The sequence below is a fragment of the Allomuricauda sp. TY007 genome (assembly GCF_010468565.1).
In the GTDB taxonomy this organism is placed as follows: domain Bacteria; phylum Bacteroidota; class Bacteroidia; order Flavobacteriales; family Flavobacteriaceae; genus Flagellimonas.
Genome location: NZ_WUEG01000010.1, coordinates 99,683 through 117,233 on the forward strand (window position 1 = coordinate 99,683; position 17,551 = coordinate 117,233).

At 40.4% G+C, this 17,551-nt stretch carries 17 protein-coding genes and 1 tRNA gene; 15 read left to right on the plus strand and 3 right to left on the minus strand.

What is annotated here, in order from left to right; genetic code table 11:
- Positions 1–71: 71 nt before the first annotated feature.
- From GO009_RS12030 to bshB1, 5 genes are read left to right on the plus strand one after another with little or no spacing between them, the layout of a single operon-like run.
- The gene (locus GO009_RS12030; protein ID WP_163626461.1) at positions 72–1,481 is read left to right on the plus strand and encodes an MATE family efflux transporter; all 1,410 of its coding nucleotides are present in this window, start codon (positions 72–74) and stop codon (positions 1,479–1,481) included.
- Between the two features lie 51 nt (positions 1,482–1,532).
- Positions 1,533–1,766: a hypothetical protein gene (locus tag GO009_RS12035; protein WP_163626463.1), complete on the plus strand. Its 234-nt coding sequence runs from the start codon at positions 1,533–1,535 to the stop codon at positions 1,764–1,766.
- Positions 1,750–2,052: a type II toxin-antitoxin system RelE/ParE family toxin gene (locus tag GO009_RS12040; RefSeq protein ID WP_163626465.1), complete on the plus strand. Its 303-nt coding sequence runs from the start codon at positions 1,750–1,752 to the stop codon at positions 2,050–2,052. Before GO009_RS12035 ends, GO009_RS12040 begins: the two co-directional genes overlap by 17 nt.
- Positions 2,053–2,071: 19 nt before the next feature.
- Entirely contained in the window at positions 2,072–3,241 is a 1,170-nt protein-coding gene (locus GO009_RS12045) for a PLP-dependent aspartate aminotransferase family protein (protein WP_163626467.1), read from the plus strand.
- Between the two features lie 7 nt (positions 3,242–3,248).
- Positions 3,249–3,971 (plus strand): bacillithiol biosynthesis deacetylase BshB1, encoded by a 723-nt coding sequence (gene bshB1 / locus GO009_RS12050; RefSeq protein ID WP_163626468.1) that lies wholly within the window; start codon positions 3,249–3,251, stop codon positions 3,969–3,971.
- On the opposite strand, the gene GO009_RS12055 is transcribed toward bshB1, so the two are convergent.
- On the minus strand, positions 3,972–5,921 hold the full coding sequence (locus GO009_RS12055; protein WP_239057455.1) for a tetratricopeptide repeat-containing sensor histidine kinase: 1,950 nt from the start codon (positions 5,919–5,921) through the stop codon (positions 3,972–3,974).
- A gap of 404 nt (positions 5,922–6,325) precedes the next feature.
- Between GO009_RS12055 and GO009_RS12060 the strand changes: the two genes are divergently transcribed.
- Positions 6,326–6,401, plus strand: a tRNA-His gene (locus GO009_RS12060).
- Positions 6,402–6,629: 228 nt separating this feature from the next.
- On the opposite strand, the gene GO009_RS12065 is transcribed toward GO009_RS12060, so the two are convergent.
- Positions 6,630–8,186, minus strand: a complete 1,557-nt coding sequence (locus GO009_RS12065) for a M28 family peptidase (protein WP_163626472.1) — start codon at positions 8,184–8,186, stop codon at positions 6,630–6,632.
- A gap of 133 nt (positions 8,187–8,319) precedes the next feature.
- Here GO009_RS12065 and GO009_RS12070 point away from each other — a divergent pair, with 133 nt between their 5' ends.
- Positions 8,320–9,576, plus strand: coding sequence for an FAD-binding oxidoreductase (locus tag GO009_RS12070; RefSeq protein ID WP_163626473.1), 1,257 nt, complete (start codon positions 8,320–8,322; stop codon positions 9,574–9,576).
- Positions 9,577–9,653: 77 nt separating this feature from the next.
- Positions 9,654–10,580, plus strand: coding sequence for a hypothetical protein (locus tag GO009_RS12075; RefSeq protein ID WP_163626474.1), 927 nt, complete (start codon positions 9,654–9,656; stop codon positions 10,578–10,580).
- Between the two features lie 3 nt (positions 10,581–10,583).
- Here GO009_RS12075 and GO009_RS12080 read toward each other — a convergent pair whose 3' ends face one another.
- Positions 10,584–11,228 carry an alpha/beta hydrolase gene (locus tag GO009_RS12080; RefSeq protein ID WP_163626475.1) on the minus strand — a complete coding sequence of 215 codons (645 nt, stop codon included), beginning with the start codon at positions 11,226–11,228 and terminating at the stop codon, positions 10,584–10,586.
- Between the two features lie 62 nt (positions 11,229–11,290).
- Here GO009_RS12080 and GO009_RS12085 point away from each other — a divergent pair, with 62 nt between their 5' ends.
- The 7 genes from GO009_RS12085 to menA all read left to right on the plus strand — a co-directional run bounded on the left by GO009_RS12085 (position 11,291) and on the right by menA (position 17,530).
- On the plus strand, positions 11,291–11,713 hold the full coding sequence (locus tag GO009_RS12085) for a PaaI family thioesterase (protein ID WP_163626477.1): 423 nt from the start codon (positions 11,291–11,293) through the stop codon (positions 11,711–11,713).
- A complete protein-coding gene (locus GO009_RS12090; RefSeq protein WP_203532448.1) occupies positions 11,694–12,755 on the plus strand; it encodes a chorismate-binding protein in 1,062 nt (353 codons plus the stop codon). Before GO009_RS12085 ends, GO009_RS12090 begins: the two co-directional genes overlap by 20 nt.
- Positions 12,756–12,809: 54 nt before the next feature.
- Positions 12,810–14,552 carry a 2-succinyl-5-enolpyruvyl-6-hydroxy-3-cyclohexene-1-carboxylic-acid synthase gene (menD, locus tag GO009_RS12095; RefSeq protein ID WP_163626479.1) on the plus strand — a complete coding sequence of 581 codons (1,743 nt, stop codon included), beginning with the start codon at positions 12,810–12,812 and terminating at the stop codon, positions 14,550–14,552.
- A 38-nt stretch (positions 14,553–14,590) separates the two neighbouring features.
- The gene (locus GO009_RS12100; protein WP_163626480.1) at positions 14,591–14,932 is read left to right on the plus strand and encodes a DUF2853 family protein; all 342 of its coding nucleotides are present in this window, start codon (positions 14,591–14,593) and stop codon (positions 14,930–14,932) included.
- Between the two features lie 107 nt (positions 14,933–15,039).
- Positions 15,040–15,870, plus strand: a complete 831-nt coding sequence (locus tag GO009_RS12105; protein WP_163626482.1) for a S1 RNA-binding domain-containing protein — start codon at positions 15,040–15,042, stop codon at positions 15,868–15,870.
- A 149-nt stretch (positions 15,871–16,019) separates the two neighbouring features.
- Positions 16,020–16,619, plus strand: a complete 600-nt coding sequence (locus tag GO009_RS12110) for an SPOR domain-containing protein (protein ID WP_014034277.1) — start codon at positions 16,020–16,022, stop codon at positions 16,617–16,619.
- Between the two features lie 2 nt (positions 16,620–16,621).
- Positions 16,622–17,530: a 1,4-dihydroxy-2-naphthoate octaprenyltransferase gene (menA, locus tag GO009_RS12115; protein ID WP_163626484.1), complete on the plus strand. Its 909-nt coding sequence runs from the start codon at positions 16,622–16,624 to the stop codon at positions 17,528–17,530.
- The last annotated feature ends 21 nt before the right edge of the window (positions 17,531–17,551 follow it).

Genomic DNA, 17,551 nt, shown 5'->3' on the forward strand with positions numbered 1-17,551 from the left:
CGATTTATGTAACCGAACTCTTCTCGGTTACTGGACATTTCAATTCTTTTTTTACACATAATTCTTTTATAATGACACATCAACATACAAATTCATTTAAAAAATTTATCCAGTATTTCTGGATAGCAATTTCCGGTAAGGAAACAGAATTTACTTCGGGAAGCATCCGCAAGGCCATTTTTATGCTTTCCATTCCCATGATCTTGGAAATGCTCATGGAATCAATCTTCGCACTGGTAGATATTGCCTATGTCTCCAAAGTGAGCGTTAATGCTGTTGCAACCATTGGTTTAACGGAATCCGTGATTACATTGGTCTATGCGCTTGCCATTGGCCTTAGTATGGCCGCAACGGCTGTTGTTGCCCGTAGGATTGGCGAAAAAGATGTTGACGGTGCACGTATTGCGGCCGTACAGGCTATTAGTCTAGGTGTGGTAATTTCCATTATCATTGGTGTCGTCGGAATCATCTATGCCAAAGATATTTTAGCATTAATGGGCGGTGAACCCGATTTAATTGCCGAAGGATATGGTTACACCCAATTTTTGATAGGAGGTAACATAACCGTGGTGCTATTGTTCTTGATCAATGCAATATTCCGTGGTGCGGGGAATGCATCCATTGCCATGTGGGCTTTGGTGCTCTCTAACGGACTCAACATTATTTTGGACCCCATGTTCATATTCGGTTTTGGACCAATTCCAGAAATGGGAGTTAAGGGTGCGGCCGTAGCTACGAACATTGGTAGGGGAACTGCGGTACTTTTTCAATTGGGGATTTTGTTCTTTGGTTGGGGCAAAATCAAACTAATGGCCAAGGACTTGGTTTTGAACTTTAAGGTGATGCTCAATTTGATCAAAGTCTCGTTGGGCGGTATTGCCCAATTCTTGATAGGAACCTCAAGTTGGATTTTCTTGATGCGCATTATGTCGGAGTTTGGAAGCGAAGTACTGGCAGGATATACCATTGCCATCCGTGTAATGATGTTCACCTTGATGCCATCTTGGGGCATGAGCAATGCCGCTGCAACTCTGGTGGGTCAAAATCTCGGAGCCAAACAACCAGATAGGGCAGAGCAGTCTGTTTGGAAAACAGGGAAATACAATGCCTACTTTATGGGAACAGTTTCTTTGGTCTATCTGATTTTTGCCAATACCATAATATCTTGGTTCAACACAACACCGGAAGTTGTAAAAAGTGGTGCACTTTGTCTTCAGGTAATTGCTTTGGGGTATATTTTTTATGCCTATGGCATGGTCATGACCCAAGCTTTTAATGGAGCAGGGGACACGGGAACTCCGACCAAGATAAATTTGATTGCTTTTTGGTTTTTTCAATTGCCATTGGCCTATATATCGGCATTGGTTTTGGGTTGGGGCGCAACCGGTGTTTTTGTTGCCATTACTGCGGCGGAAATACTTATAGCCGTTTTGGCCATGATTTGGTTTAAAAAAGGGAAGTGGAAGAAAGTCCAAGTATGATGGGTTTCGTATCTTTGATATAATCCGTTTCAAAATCGTAAATTGAGATTCATGGATATAAACATTCAAAATAAAAAGATTGAATTGATTCAATGGCTTTCTACCCTAAATGATGAATCTATTATTGAGAAAATAATGAAGCTTCGGGAAAATGAGAAGGCTGATTGGTGGGATGAAATTTCCAAAGAAGAAAAAGAATCCATTAAAAATGGTTTGAAGGATGCTGCTTCTGGAAATATGGAGTCGCATTCAAATGTGAGAAAACTATATGACAAGTGGTTATAAAATTCTGTGGACTCACAATGCAATTTCTGAATTGAAAGGAATCGTAGAATATTTGCAGGAAAATTGGACGGAAAGGGAATTGACAAACTATTCTCAAGAACTTGATCATATTATTGAACTGATTTCCAAGAATCCTGAATTGTTTCAGATTTCAAAAAAGAAAAAGAATATTCGTAGGGCTGTCATTGCCAAATACACAAATCTTTATTACCGAATCAATGGTAATTCGATAGAGATACTTTCGCTATTTTCCAATAGACAGAGCCCGGACAAACTCAAAGTATAATAAAGAACAACCTTTTAAAATGATCAACGATAAAAAAGGACTCAATACCATCTGTACCCATGTAGGGGAGTTGGAAGACAAGGAGTTCAAGGGAGCTGTTTCCCCTTTATATATGAGTACATCCTATCAATTTGAGGATGTAGACATCAAAAGATACCCAAGATATTACAATACGCCCAATCAAGAGGCATTGTGCAAAAAACTGGCAGCTTTGGAGCATACCGAGGCTGCTTTGATTTTTGGTAGCGGCATGGCTGCTATCAGTACTGCTCTGATGACTTTTCTTCAATCTGGCGATCATGTGGTACTTCAGCAGACCATTTATGGCGGTACGTATCATTTTGCCGTTAGCCAATTCGAGAGATTTGGTATTGAGTACTCATTTACCACAGGTTGGGAAGTAGAAGATTTTGAGAAAGAAATCAAACCCAATACCAAAGTGTTGTATTTAGAAACCCCATCAAACCCCTTATTGACCATTACTGATGTGAAAGGCGTGGCGGATTTGGCCAAGAGAAAAGGAATCTTATCAATGATCGACAATACCTTTGCCAGTCCCATCAATCAAAACCCAGTTGATTTTGGAATCGATGTAGTAGTGCACAGTGCCACAAAGTACATGGGCGGACATTCCGACATCTGTGCAGGTGTTGTTGCGGCATCCCAAGAAAACATGGACAAGGTTTGGCAAACTGCGATTTGTTTTGGAGGAAGCCTTAGCGATTATACTGTGTGGCTATTGGAACGTAGTTTGAAAACCATGGCCATTCGGGTAAAGGCACAAAATGAAAATGCCATGAAGATGGCCGAATACCTTCACCAGAGCAGAGATGTTGAAAATGTGTATTACCCGGGTCTTAAAGACCACCCAGGTCATGAAGTGGCCAAATCCCAGATGAAAGGTTTTGGGGGCATGCTATCTTTTGAGCTGAACACAGAAATAGACACATCCCTGTTTTTCAAGGAATTAAAATTAATAAAACCGTCCATGAGCTTGGCAGGAATAGAAAGTACCATGCTTTCGCCGACCCAGACCTCCCATGCATTGATGAGCCCGGAAGACAGGGCAAAACAAGGAATAAAGGACTCCTTGATTCGTTTTTCATTGGGCATAGAGGAGACAGAAGATTTAATAGCGGATATTGAACAGGCGGTTGCCAAAGTAAAATCCATGACCGTTACGGCTTAAGATTCTTATGAAATTAGACATTTTAGTATTCGGAGCGCATCCAGATGATGCCGAATTGGGGGCAGGTGCCACCATAGCAAAAGAAGTTTCCAAAGGAAAAAAAGTAGGTATCGTTGATTTGACCCGTGGCGAACTCGGAACCCGTGGTTCTGCCGAAATCAGGGATAAGGAAGCCGCTGCCGCCGCAAAAATACTGGGAGTTTCCGTTAGGGAAAACATGGAGTTTGCCGATGGTTTCTTTGTAAACGATAAGGAGCACCAACTGGAACTCATCAAAATCATTAGAAAATACAAACCGGAGATTGTACTCTGCAACGCCATTGATGACCGCCATATCGACCATGGGAAAGGTAGTAAATTGGTCAGTGATGCCTGCTTTTTGAGCGGTTTGGTTAAAATCGACACCAAAATGGACGGGGATGATCAATGGCAAGAGGCTTGGAGGCCCAAGTTGGTCTATCATTTTATTCAATGGAAAAGTCTAGAACCCGATTTTGTGGTTGATGTATCCGGATTTATTGATAAAAAAACCGATGCGATCATGGCATATAGTTCCCAGTTCTATGACCCAGACAGTAAGGAACCTGAGACCCCCATCAGCAGTAAGAATTTTACCGATAGTGTTAATTACCGGGCAAGGGATTTAGGAAGAATCATTGGTGTGGAATATGCAGAAGGCTTTACCGTAGAACGCTATATTGGTGTGGATAGCTTGGAGGATTTAATCTGATCAAGAAGCCTTTTGATATCTGTTTTGTGCTTTGGGAACAGTGAAAAAGAATGTGGTTCCTTTGCGGGGGACACTATCTACCCAAATTTTTCCATTGTTTTTGTGTACCATTTCCTTGCATAGCGAAAGGCCAAGACCCGTACCTTTTTCGTTATTGGTACCGTAGGTTGTAATATTGGAGGAATCTCTAAAAATGGAGCGTTGCATTTCTGCTGTCATCCCAATACCGGTATCACGAACGGATATTTGCCACATATTCCCTTTCTCCTCAGCCTCAATAGTGATAAGCCCATTCTCTGGTGTAAACTTTATTGCATTGCTCAGTAGGTTACGGATAACAATATCAATTTGATTATTATCGGCCCAAATACGGGGGTTTTCCGGTAGTTGATTTATAATTTTAATGGACTTATTTTTTGCAATCTCCGATAACAATCGGATGTTATTGCCAACAAGGTATGACAAGGATACCCGCTTAGGTTTGGTGACTACACCATTGAGTTGGTTCAATCCCCAAGATAAAAGGTTGTTTAAGGTAAAGGAAATATTTTCGACATCCGTTTTTAGTTTGGGAATAAAGGAAATTAGTTCCTTTGTGGAAATATCACCATCTGTAAACATTTTAAGTATTCCCTGTAGCCCACCAATGGGACCTCTAAGATCATGGCCAATAATGGAGAACAGCTTTGTGTTTGTTTTGTTGATTTCATGGAGTTGGGCCTCCCTTTGAATCACAGCTTCTGATTTATCCTGAAGTTTTTTGTTCAGTTTTTTCTGGATGTTCTCACTTCTCCTGATCACAAAGATTATTATACTAAGGATGAAAAGAATGATTATTGAAAAATAGATATAGTTACGCTGCTTGGCAAGGGCAGCTTCATTGGCCTCGATCAGTTCCTGTTTTTCCAGTTCGTAATGTAATTTGGTCTCTAAAAGTGATAAGCTCTGTTTGTTTTTGTCCTTGAACAAGGAATCGGACAAGGTTTTAAAAGTTTCCAAATAGGCTAATGCCTCGGGGTTATTACCGTTTTTCTTGTGGACTTTGTACAAAGTTTCCGAGCAATCAATTTGCCCTTGCAGTGATTTGATTTTTTTTGATAGAGCCAGACCTTCTTCCGCATATTTTAATGAAAGGCTATCTTTTTCCAATCCAAAATATACTTTGGCCATACCGTTCATCAATTCGATTTTTATTCTGTCATCTTCAATTTGGTGTTTAAACAGCATATTGCTCTGGTCGAACCAATACAGGGCCCATTTATACTTTTCTTGATTAAGGTAAATATCTCCTTTAACCTGGTAGGCATAAGCCAACCAATCGTATATTTTATTTTTTTCAAAAGTGTTTATACTCCTATTGATGTTGAACATTGCACTTTTATAATCCTTGGCATCTTTATAGAGGGAAGCCATGTTGCTCTGCGTTTCAGCATCTATTACCTCATTGCCCAGTCTTCTATTTATTTTTTGGACCGTATCATAGAACATCAGGGCGTTTTTAAAATCTTTTTGATCCGCATACAGCCCAGCAATGTTTTCATTGAGAATAGATAGCATTTGTTGATTGCCAGCTTCCCGTGCCAAGTCGATTCCCTTAAGATTCCAGTTTAGTGCTTCGGCATAATTTCCTTCAAAGCTATAGTTTTGTGCAAGGGTGTTTATTAGGGATACTTCGCACTCTATATTTTCAATTTCCTGCGCCAATTCCAATGCTTCCTTAAAGAGTGGCATTGATTTTTCTCGATTACCTTTACTATAATAGTAATTGCCAAGAGCATCCAAACCTTTTATTTCACCATAGGCATAGTCAATGTCCTTACTGTATTTTAAAACCCTTTCGCCAATGGAGTACAAACTGTCAGTATCCAAATATCTGTAAGAAAAGGCCAAGCGGGACAAAAGGTTAATATGGGAAGTATCTTTTGGGTTGAATCTATTGGTAGATTCCAATCGTTGTAATTTAAAGGCTAGACTATCTCTTTTGCTAGACTGTGCCAAACTAGGTATGGACAAACAAAATGTGAAGGCACAAAGCACTAATTTTGCTAGTGAGCTTTTACGAGTGGATATGAGGTTATTTTCTGACAATGCCTAGGTGAAAATATTTAATGCAAAAATAAATTCAGAGCACCTTTTTAAGAATTAAATGTTGTGAAATGCCCAAAAAAGTGTGTTTGGTCTTAAAAACGTGTATTTAGTCGGTAAATTGTACAGGTTTGGTTTAATGTAAGTTACGGGCAGATGTAATGTTACAGAAAAAGAAAGAAGTGAAGACAGGTATAATAAATTAAGGGAAATTGAAAAATCTTTTGGTTGAATCATTACAAAAAAGTATTTTTGCATCCGCTTTAAATGGTGGTTGTAGCTCAGCTGGTTAGAGCGCTGGATTGTGGTTCCAGAGGTCGCCGGTTCGAACCCGGTCTTCCACCCTTTTATATTGAGACAAGTCCCGGACCTTGATTGTTCCGGGATTTTTGTTTTTGAATGCAATCGAGGGCGAGAAGCCTGTGCCGAGCGCAGTCGAGGTAAACCCGGCCTTCCACCCATTTATATTGAGACAAGTCCTGGACCTTGATTGTTCCGGGATTTTTGTTTTTGGATTAATAAAAAAGACCCTCGATGATGAGGGTCTTTACATTTTTGGGCAAAATATGGTGATTAATCCGAAGCTTTATCAACCACCAATCTGTTGTCCCTATTGGCAATTTCCCAAGCGGTATGGAAAATAAGCCGTGTACGGTTTTCCAAAAGATCATAATTTATCTTGTCAGGAGTATCAGTTGGGCGGTGATAGTCCGCATGCGTACCGTTAAAGTAGAATATGATCGGAATGTTGTTCTTCGCAAAGTTGTAGTGATCGCTTCTGTAGTAAAATCGGTTTGGGTCGTTTTCGTCGTTGTAGGTATAATCAAACTCAATGTTCGTGTATTTTTTGTTCACCTCTTCGGAAAGGTTGTGAAGCTCTGTACTCAATTTGTCGGATCCGATAAGATATAAATAGTTTCTCGCTCCCGTATATTTTGGATCGATCCTCCCAATCATGTCAATATTAAGGTTGGCGACGGTGTTTTCCAAAGGAAAGACAGGCTCAACATCCGTATAGTATCTGGAACCTAAAAGTCCTTTTTCCTCGCCGGTAACATGCAAGAAAACCAAGGAACGTTTGGGACCATTGCCTTCATCTGCTGCTTTTTTGAATGCTTGTGCAATTTCCAGCAATGCAACTGTTCCCGAACCATCATCGTCCGCCCCGTTGTTGATCTGTCCATCGGCAGTAATCCCAATATGGTCCAAATGTGAAGAAATAACCACATACTCATCAGGTTTTTCGGAGCCTTCTATAAAGGCAACAACATTTTCGGAGTTTACTTCATCGTTGCCACTAGAAATATCCATTGTAATGTTTGTATTGATGGATTTCGGCACATTATCCTCTTCAATATCGCTCTTTAGGGTTTTGGCAGCGTCATCATTCAGGTAAATCAGAACTTCATCACCCGCATCGGATGCCAATTGCATTCTACCGCTATTGTTGGTTTTCATGAATTGAAAATATCCCTGAAACCTTGGGAAACTCAGCATATCATAATAGAGAACTCCTAGTGCTCCCTTTTCATGGGCAATGTCCCGTTTTTTGCCCACAGCTTCGGATGCATTGCTCCAAACCGATTTCTCCATATTTCCTGAAATTGTGTAAACACCATTTTCATCAACAGGTTCGCCCGCTTTTATGAGCACATATTTTCCTTGAACATCAATCCCTTCGTAGTCGGAATAATCACCATCCTTAATACCGTATCCCACGTAAACAATATTGTTGTAGGTTCCTTTGGCCTCGGAAAAAGTCAAAATGTCTTCCCCAAGCTCAAAAGATGTATCGTTTATGCGCAAATTTCCCTCCGGAACTTTGGACACTTCCAAAGGAACTTTCTGAAAATAATCACCATTGGATTGGGCAGGGGGCACACCCAAAGATTCGTAATGGGCCTTTATATATTCAACTGCCTTTTTTTGCCCGGGAGTACCGGTTTCCCTTCCTTCGAACTCATCGGAAGCATAGGTGTACAAATGTTCTTTTAAGTCTTCTTGGGTAATTGTTTCCGCATAGGGTACCGGACTTGCCATTGGTTTGGGTTGCGGGGCTTCTGAAACGGTTTTTTGGGAAGAATTACAGGCAATGGCTAGGCCTAAGACTAATAAGGATAGTTTTTTCATTCGTATGTATGTTTTCAAAATCCTCCAAAAATAGTCAAAAGTTTGCTAAAGAAATCTCAATATATGCATTAACATTCTCCAGCCCTTTATGTATCTTGGCGCTTCTTTTAAAGAACACCAAAAACTTGTAGCTATGGGCAAGAACAAAAGTGTTATTGTTGTTGGGGGTGGAATCGTGGGACTTTCCACGGCTTATTTTTTACAGAAAGCGGGACACCAGGTAACCGTTCTGGACAAATCGGATATGAATTCGGGAGCTTCGTTTGTAAATGCGGGCTACCTTACTCCGAGCCATATTGTTTCCTTAGCTTCGCCAGGTATGATCACACAGGGATTGAAGTATATGTTCAATTCTTCCAGTCCATTTTATATGAAGCCACGGCTGGACCCCGACTTTATTCGATGGGCTTGGTATTTTAAAAAATCGGCCACCCAAACCAAGGTAGAGCGGTCCATGTCCGTTATTCGTGATATCAACCTTTTGAGCAGGGAATTGTATGAAGGAATACAAGCTTCAGGTGACTTGGGGGATTTTCAAATAGGTAATCAAGGGTTGATGATGGTGTACCAAACCGAGAAAGCCCGCGACCACGAAATGGAGGTGGTGGAAAAAGCGGCGAAAATGGGCTTGGTGGGCAAACCCCTTTCCAAATCGGACTTGAAAAAAATCGAACCCCATGTAGACTTTAATGCTGAAGGAGCCATACTTTGGGAGTGCGACAGGCATACCACACCACCGCTTATTATGAAAAGAATGGTGGAGTATCTGGAGAAGTCCGGAGTGGATATTCATAAAAATGAGGGCGTAACAGATGTATCTCTTTCAGACGGAAAAGTAACTGGGATTACCACCCCAAAAGCATCCTACAAAGCGGACGAAGTAGTTTTCGCTGCAGGGTCATGGACTTCCGAGCTATCAAAAAAATTGAGCTTAAAATTGCCATTGCAAGCGGGAAAGGGGTACAGAATCAATGTAGAAGAGCCGACAAATATTACCATGCCCGCCATTTTAATGGAGAAGAAAATAGCGGTTACCCCCATGGAAGGATTTACCCGTTTTGCGGGAACCATGGAATTTTCAGGAATTAACCATACCATCCGAAAGGAAAGGGTAGAGGCCATTGCCAAAGGTGTTGAAGGATATTACAACGGACTTCAGATTCCCGAAGAAGCCAAGAACAATGCAAAATGTGGCCTACGGCCCGTATCGCCCGATGGTCTTCCGTACATTGGAAAGCCCAAGAATATTCACAATTTGACTATTGCAACAGGTCATGCCATGATGGGGTGGAGCATGGGCCCTGCAACAGGTAAATTGGTTACGGAACTTATTTCAGGCCATAAACTGTCGATGGATATTTCACCTTTTGCCACCGAACGTAAATTTTAGGTGATTTCTTGCCAATAGGGGCATGATATATGCGGTTTAGATTTTTCAGTTGCGTTTTTAACGACTAATTTTACAGCATGAAAAAACACTACACCATTTTTCTACTTTTTTCATTCTTACAGATTGTTGGAATGTGGTCCCAAGAGGTGCAAATCTTTACCGTGAAAGATTTTGATTTGAAGGGCAAGGTGAAATCCTGTCTTGTTACCACCGATTATGGAAAGGAGTTGTTTGAGTTTGATAGGCAGGGTATTTTGACCAAAACCGTGACCCAATACAACGATACCGACCAAGACATTACCTATTATAAATATGATAATGGCGAATTGGTCGAAAAGCGTATGGAAAGTTATAAGAACAATGTGCTGGACGAATCCACTTCCATGGCAAATTTTTATGAGATTGATACGGTTCCGAACCGAAAGGTAACTGAGAAAATCATTTCGTACGATAAACAGTTCTTGGAGCAACAGCAGTACCATTATGATGATGAGGGTAAATTAGTCCGTATTATATCGTCCAATGGTGAAGGGGTGGACGAGACAACTTTTGAATATGGTCAAGTTAAAAATGAGCATACCGTGAGCACCTTTACGAACGGAATTCTTCAAAAAGCAGTTAGAACGTCTACCAAAAAAGGACCAAACGGCACCCAAGAAGCAGTTTTGACCAAGGAATATATTGATGGTGAACCCAATACGGCCAACGAAGAGGTTTTTAACGACAATGGTAAGTTGGTTACAAGTGAGGACTTTCTGTACGATGTGGCCGAGAAAGAGTTTGTATCGCAGCAAAAACGCTATTACCATTACTCTGACGGCAAATTGAGCAGAATGGTGAAAAAAACTATCAATACGGAGTCTACGGACAAATATATTTTTCAGTTTGATAGCCATACCCCCAGCAATTGGGTAAAACAGATTGTAACGCCAGGTAACACCTATATCACAAGAACTATCGAGTATTACGAAGAGGAAGTACCAGAGGAAAAAACCTCCAATTAAAAGTTAAATCAAATTTTTGATGATATCGGGCTTCACTTCGTGCCCTCCTTCAAATATGGTAGTTTCCGCATTACCTTGGAACAACTTGTCAATTTTGATTTTCTCGCCTTTTAATCGGTCTGGAGTCAAGAATTCATCCTGATTACCGTAGATTATTTTTATATCGGTGTAACTGTAATCCAAAAACTCAAATTCTTCAGTAGTAAGTTCGTTCGGAATGCCACCAGCATATAAAACTACCAGTTTGCAATTTACTTTTTTACTTGCCAACCATCGGCTAGCTATGGAAACGCCTTGTGAAAACCCAAAAAGGATAAGATTCACATCTTCTGGAATGTTTTCTGCTTCAAGTACGGCATCAATGTAGTTGAGCACGTTTTTTACTTCCATTGATGTATTTTCCTTGGTCAACCAACTGGCACCAACATATTTGTACTCGTTCTTCAAATAATATTTAGATGGGGCTTGGGGAACAATAATGTAGTTTTCCTCAGCATTCAAACCATTAAAATATTTTACAAAATAACGGCTCAAATAGCCAATTCCATGAAAAACCAACCATACATTTTTGGTTTTTTGGGTTAATTCATTCTGCGTTAGATAGGTGTTTTCGGTAGTGTAGGTAACGGTCTTCTCTGTGTTGGACATGATTGAGGTCTCTTGATTTAGCTATTGCCAAAGCTTTGTGTAATTTTACAAAAAATAGAAAGATGAACGAGCATAAAGAGAAGATTCTGTCCGTTTGCAACGAGATTTGCAAAGGCACATTAATGGAAACATTGGATATTACCTATATTGATGTCGGCGAAAATTTTCTCTTGGCCAAAATGCCCGTAACACCCAAGGTGCACCAACCCGATGGTGTATTGCATGGCGGTGCATCCGTGGCACTTGCCGAAAGTGTGGGTAGTGCAGCATCCTATATTTTCTTGGACGGACAAAAGTTTTTTGTTCGCGGTATCGAGATTGCCGCCAACCACGTTCGCTCCATAAAAGAAGGCTTTGTGTATGCCAAAGCATCAATGCTACATAAAGGGCGAACCACCCAACTTTGGGAGATAAAAATTACCGACGAAGAGGGAAACCTTATTTCCAATTGTAAACTAACGACCATTGCACTACCCAGAAAATAAAGGCCTCGAAGAGATTTTAGAAAGGGCCGGAGCTTGTTTGGAAAATGGTCTACCCTTTGTGATTTACCGAAAACCCAAACAGCAGGAACTTTTCGCAGTTTTTCAATTGAATGATGAACTGAAATCATCTAGAGACTTCACTGAAAAAGGTTTTGTTTTCGCCCCTTTCAATTCAGAGGATAAAGTGGTTTTGATTCAACCTGATGAGGTTTGGCAAGGAGAGTTACATCCTGAAAAATCACAAAAAACAAACACGATTACTTTGGATGAATCGGGGAAAGACACCCATATCCAATTGATTAAAAATGGAATCAAGGAAATTGAAAAGGGCAGGCTACAAAAAGTAGTGCTCTCTAGAAAAATTGAGATGTCCATCACAAAATCGCCCGTCAAAATCTTTAAAACACTTTTGAACACCTATCCGAATGCCTTTGGATATCTTTTTCATCACCCCAAAGTAGGGACTTGGTGTGGTGCAACGCCTGAAACTTTGGTTAAAGTTAAAGACAAGAAATTACAAACCATGTCCTTGGCCGCCACTCTACCTTATATTCAGAATGAAGATCCTAAATGGGGCAACAAAGAGATTGAGGAACAACAAATGGTGTCCGAGTATATTGGCGACAAATTGGCACATACCATGGAACGGCTGGAAATTGATGAGGCCGAGTCCGTACGAGCAGGTAATTTGTGGCATTTGCGTTCGGAGGTGCGTGGAACCATGCTGCCCAACCTCAATGTCAAAGAAGTAATCAGGGCCCTGCACCCAACTCCTGCGGTCTGTGGAATACCCTCGGAAGAGGCGCAACGATTTATTAAAGCCAACGAGAACTACAAAAGAACATTTTACACAGGCTTTTTGGGGGAACTGAATTTACGTTCCCGAGGAGAGCTGTCCTTGTTTGTAAACCTTCGTTGCATGCAATTGGAGGATGGTAAGGCTTTCATTTTTGTTGGGGGAGGAATCACCGAGGCCTCCGACCCGGAAAGTGAATGGATGGAGACCCAAAACAAAAGCAAGACCATGTTGGGCATCTTGTAAATTGATGTTTTACCAGTATAGTTTTACCATCAAGATGATGTATTTTTGCAGTTAATGACGTACTCAGATATACCTTCCGCACAAACCTTGGTTTTGTATTTTAAATCAAAGGGCGTTAAAAATATAGTTATCTCACCGGGGTCCAGAAATGCCCCTTTGACCATCAGTTTTACCAAAAATCCTTTTTTTAAATGTTACAGCATTGTAGATGAGCGTTGTGCCGCTTTTTTTGCCATGGGTATGGCGCAGCATTTGCAGGAACCGGTTGCGGTAATCTGTTCATCGGGCAGTGCCATGTTGAATTTTTATCCAGCCGTTGCCGAAGCTTTTTACAGTGATATTCCCTTGATCGTTGTTTCTGCGGATAGACCAAGCTACCGAATTGATATTGGTGACGGGCAAACGATCCGACAGGAAAATGTACTGGAAAAGCATATTGGGTATTCCGCCAATTTGAAGCAGGATATTTCCCATGCTACGAATGCCATTTCAAAATTTGGCAAGTCCTTATTAAATGAAAAACAGGAAGAAATACAATCGTACAATGAACGGGAAATTGCCAAGGCACTTGCGCTAGCTTTTGATGAAAGGTGCCCCGTTCACATCAATATTCCGTTTGAGGAGCCTTTGTACGGCAGGGCAGAGGAGCCTTCGGTGCAAATTAAAGATGATGGAAAATACTTGGAACAAAAATCTTCAAGCGAGGAGAATTGGGCCGAATTAACGAAGGTATGGAACAATAGTCCGCGTAAACTGGTTTTGGTGGGCGTAAACCAACCCAACGCGATTGAAGCAGAAGTTTTGGAAAGCTTGGCACAGGACCCAAACACTTTGGTGTTTACCGAAACCACATCTAATTTACACTATCCGGAATTCTTCGAAAGTATTGATAGTATTATTGCACCAATTGAAAAATCCAAAAACAGAGAAGAACTTTTTACAGCTTTGCAACCTGAGCTTTTGGTAACTTTTGGAGGATTGATCGTTTCCAAAAAAATAAAGGCATTTTTACGAGCGTATCAGCCCAAGCAGCATTTGCATGTAGACATCAAAAAGGCCAACGACACTTTTTATTGCTTAACAAAGCACATCAAGACAAATCCCAATCAGTTTTTTAAAAAAGTTGTTTCAGAGAATAGTAATCCAACAAGCGATTACAAGGCGTTTTGGGAAAACAAAAAGAATAAGTACGAAGCAAAACGGGATGCCTATCTTAAGGAAATTCCATTTTCAGATTTTACCGTTTTTGACAGTATCATTAAAAACATACCCAAAGGGTATCAGGTGCACTTGGCAAACAGTTCCACGGTGAGGTATGCGCAACTTTTTCCTTTGGACGCATCATTGAAAGTATTCTGTAACCGGGGCACAAGTGGTATAGACGGTACCACATCAACAGCCGTGGGCAGTTCTATTTACAGTAAAGAACCTACTGTGTTGCTTACGGGCGACCTAAGCTTTTTTTACGACAGCAATGCCTTGTGGAACAATTATATGCGTCCAGATTTTAGGATTGTTCTCATTAATAATTCGGGCGGTGGAATTTTTAGGATATTGCCTGGTATGGAGGAAACGGAAGAGTTTGAGACCTTTTTTGAGACCAGCCACAAATTATCGGCCCAGCACTTGGCCAATATGTACGGTTTTGAACATATTACTGCCCAAAATGAAACAGAGCTGGAACAAGGTTTGGCAGAATTCTATTCAAAATCGGATAGACCAAAAATCTTGGAAGTCGCCACACCACGTGTATTGAACAATAAAATTTTGCTTGGGTACTTCGATTTCATATCTTAGAACCTCAGCTATAAACCAATAAAGAACACTAATCAATTATGAGCAAAAGAGACGAGTTGATCGAAAAGTACGCAGAGGACATCAAAAGCAAATTCGGACAAACACCAGACATGGATTTGTTGACCAAAGTAGCCGTAGGACTGGGTCCTGCAATTTATAATTTAGATGCCTCCAAGGTTTCAGGTTCTGATGAGAAAGAACTGGAGACGGTAAAGAACAATTTTTTGATCAAAAAATTGGGGCTTGCCGAAACACCGGCATTGATGGAATCTATAAACAGTGTTATTGATGCGTACGGAAAGTCAGAAAAGAACAAACACCGCGCAGTAATTTACTATATGCTGACCAAGCATTTTGGAAAAGAATCGGTTTATAATTAGTAAAATTTATTATTTTTAATAAAAATTAATAGGTTAATAAAGTTAAGAAGGGCTGCTCTTGAAGGGCAGCTTTTTTTATACCCATAATTTACAGCTACCTTTGCCGAATGATAGAATTGGGAAACTACAATACCCTTAAGGTGCTAAGAAGCACCAGTATAGGACTTTTTTTAGGTGATGATGAAGGCACGGAAATACTTTTACCGAACAAATATGTGCCCGAAGATTTTGAAATAGATCAAGATTTGGAAGTGTTCTGTTATCTGGACAATGCCGAACGCCCTATATCCACAACCTTAAAACCGAAGATTGTCCGGAACGGTTTTGCCTATTTGGAAGTGGTTGAAGTTGGGAATTACGGCGCTTTTTTGGATTGGGGGCTGGAAAAACACCTACTTGTTCCCTTTAGGGAACAGTCCGAAAGAATGGAGGGGGGAAGCAAATACATTGTTCATTGTTATATGGATGATGAAAGCATGCGTCTCACTGGATCTAGCCGGGTGGATAAGTTCCTCTCCAACGAAAATGTGGAATACGAGCAGAATGATCAAGTTGACCTTTTGATCTATAGGAAAACACCGTTGGGGTGGGAGGTGATAGTGGATGATAGGCATAAGGGGCTTATATTTGATAGCGATATTTTTAAGCCCATCGCTATTGGCGACCGTTTAAGGGGATTCATCAAAAATGTAAGGGACGATAAAAAGATAGATATATCCTTACAGCCCATCGGAGCCAAAATGTTGGAACCAACAGCTAAAATAATTTTGGACAAGCTAGAGGAGAACAACGGTTTTTTGCCTTTGCACGATAAATCATCACCAGAAGAAATCAAGAAAATTTTGCACTTGAGCAAGAAGGCTTTTAAAAAAGGAGCGGGCATTTTGTACCGACAGCGTAAAATCAATATTCAGGATGACGGAATTCATTTATTGTGATGAAAACCTTGTTGATGCCAGTTTCTTTCAAGCTTTCGGGCGGTAAAGTTTTTTTCTTTGGACAAAAATTCTATTTTTGTAAAGATTCATATTAACTTATTGGTTGTTATGTTTTTAGCATAGCATATAACATAAAACTCCTCCACAGCATGCCTTTTATTGAAGAAAGCGATTTGTTGGACCTTCATAAGGATATAGATAAGGCCCAGATTATAAACGAAAGACTGCTCGATCAAATTAAGTTCAAGAACAAAGATCTTCGTAAAATTAAACTACAGCGGAACATTCTTTTGGGTTTCGTGGGGCTGTTCGTGATCGGTACCTTGGCCATTACATCTTTTACTGCAGGCCTTAGTAGCAAACAATCTTTCGAAAATCAAAGTAATGTACTTGTTTCCATAGATAGTTTGGATGTGATCAAGGCAAGGATAGATAACCTTAGGTCCCAGAACGAAGAGCTGAGTTTGGTAAAGGAGTTTTACTTGGCCAAAGAGTTTTTGAACAAGGAAAAAATTTATTCCGTTCAGGTAAAATCTTTTGTGGAAAACAATGTAACCTTGGCTTCCGAAGCATTGACCAACACCCTTTTTGTAAAGACCAATCCGTTTTATGCCTATTCCCTTGGTAATTTTGAAACCTTGGAAGAAGCACAAAAATTTAGGCAGCAATTGGTTCAAATGGGCTTCCAAGATGCATTTGTTGCATCCTACAAGGATGGTCAAAGAGTTAAAATAGAAGATCCGTATTAATCTTGGGAAACACTAAGGCTTGGGTACAGGCTGCTAGACTGCGCACACTCCCTCTTTCTTTATCAGGAATAATTGTAGGCACCGCCTTGGCCATGTTGGAAGGTCAATTTGAACTGCCCATATTTATTTTGGCCCTGTTGACCACTGTTGGTTTTCAGGTAACCTCCAATTTTGCCAACGATTATGGCGACGGTGTAAAGGGAACGGACAATGAGGATAGAATTGGTCCGGTACGGGCAATACAAAGTGGAGCCATTACCAAACGGGCATTAAAAAAAGGCATAGTTGTATCTATAATTATTAGTTTGTTGATTGCCTTGGCCCTTATTTATTTGGCGTTTGGCTTGGAAAATTTGCCCTACATACTTCTTTTTTTACTATTGGGGCTTTTGAGTATTTGGGCCGCCATTACATATACTGTAGGGGCCAATGCGTATGGGTACAGAGGTATGGGAGACCTATTTGTATTCCTTTTCTTTGGTTTATTGGGCGTACTGGGCAGTATGTTTCTCTATACAAAGTCTTTGGGGTGGTCCTCGCTTTTGCCCGCAATCTCTATTGGACTTTTGTGTGTAGCCGTATTGAACTTGAACAACCTCAGAGATATAGTCTCCGATAAAAAGCATGGCAAGATCACCATGGTGGTTAAAATGGGTTTTAAGAATGGAAAACGCTACCATTTCCTTTTGATTTTAGTGGCTTTGATCAGCTTTGTATTATATCTTTGGATGGAGGACTTTGGCTGGAAACAATCCTTCTTTATGGTGGCTTTTGTGCCATTATTGATTCATTTACGAAAAGTGATGATGACCAAAGATCCGGGGGAATTGGACATCGAATTAAAAAAAGTGGCACTCAGCACTTTTTTATTGGCATTGTTATTCTTAATTTCTGTTAATATTTTTTTGTAAATTTGATTTACAACCAAATAA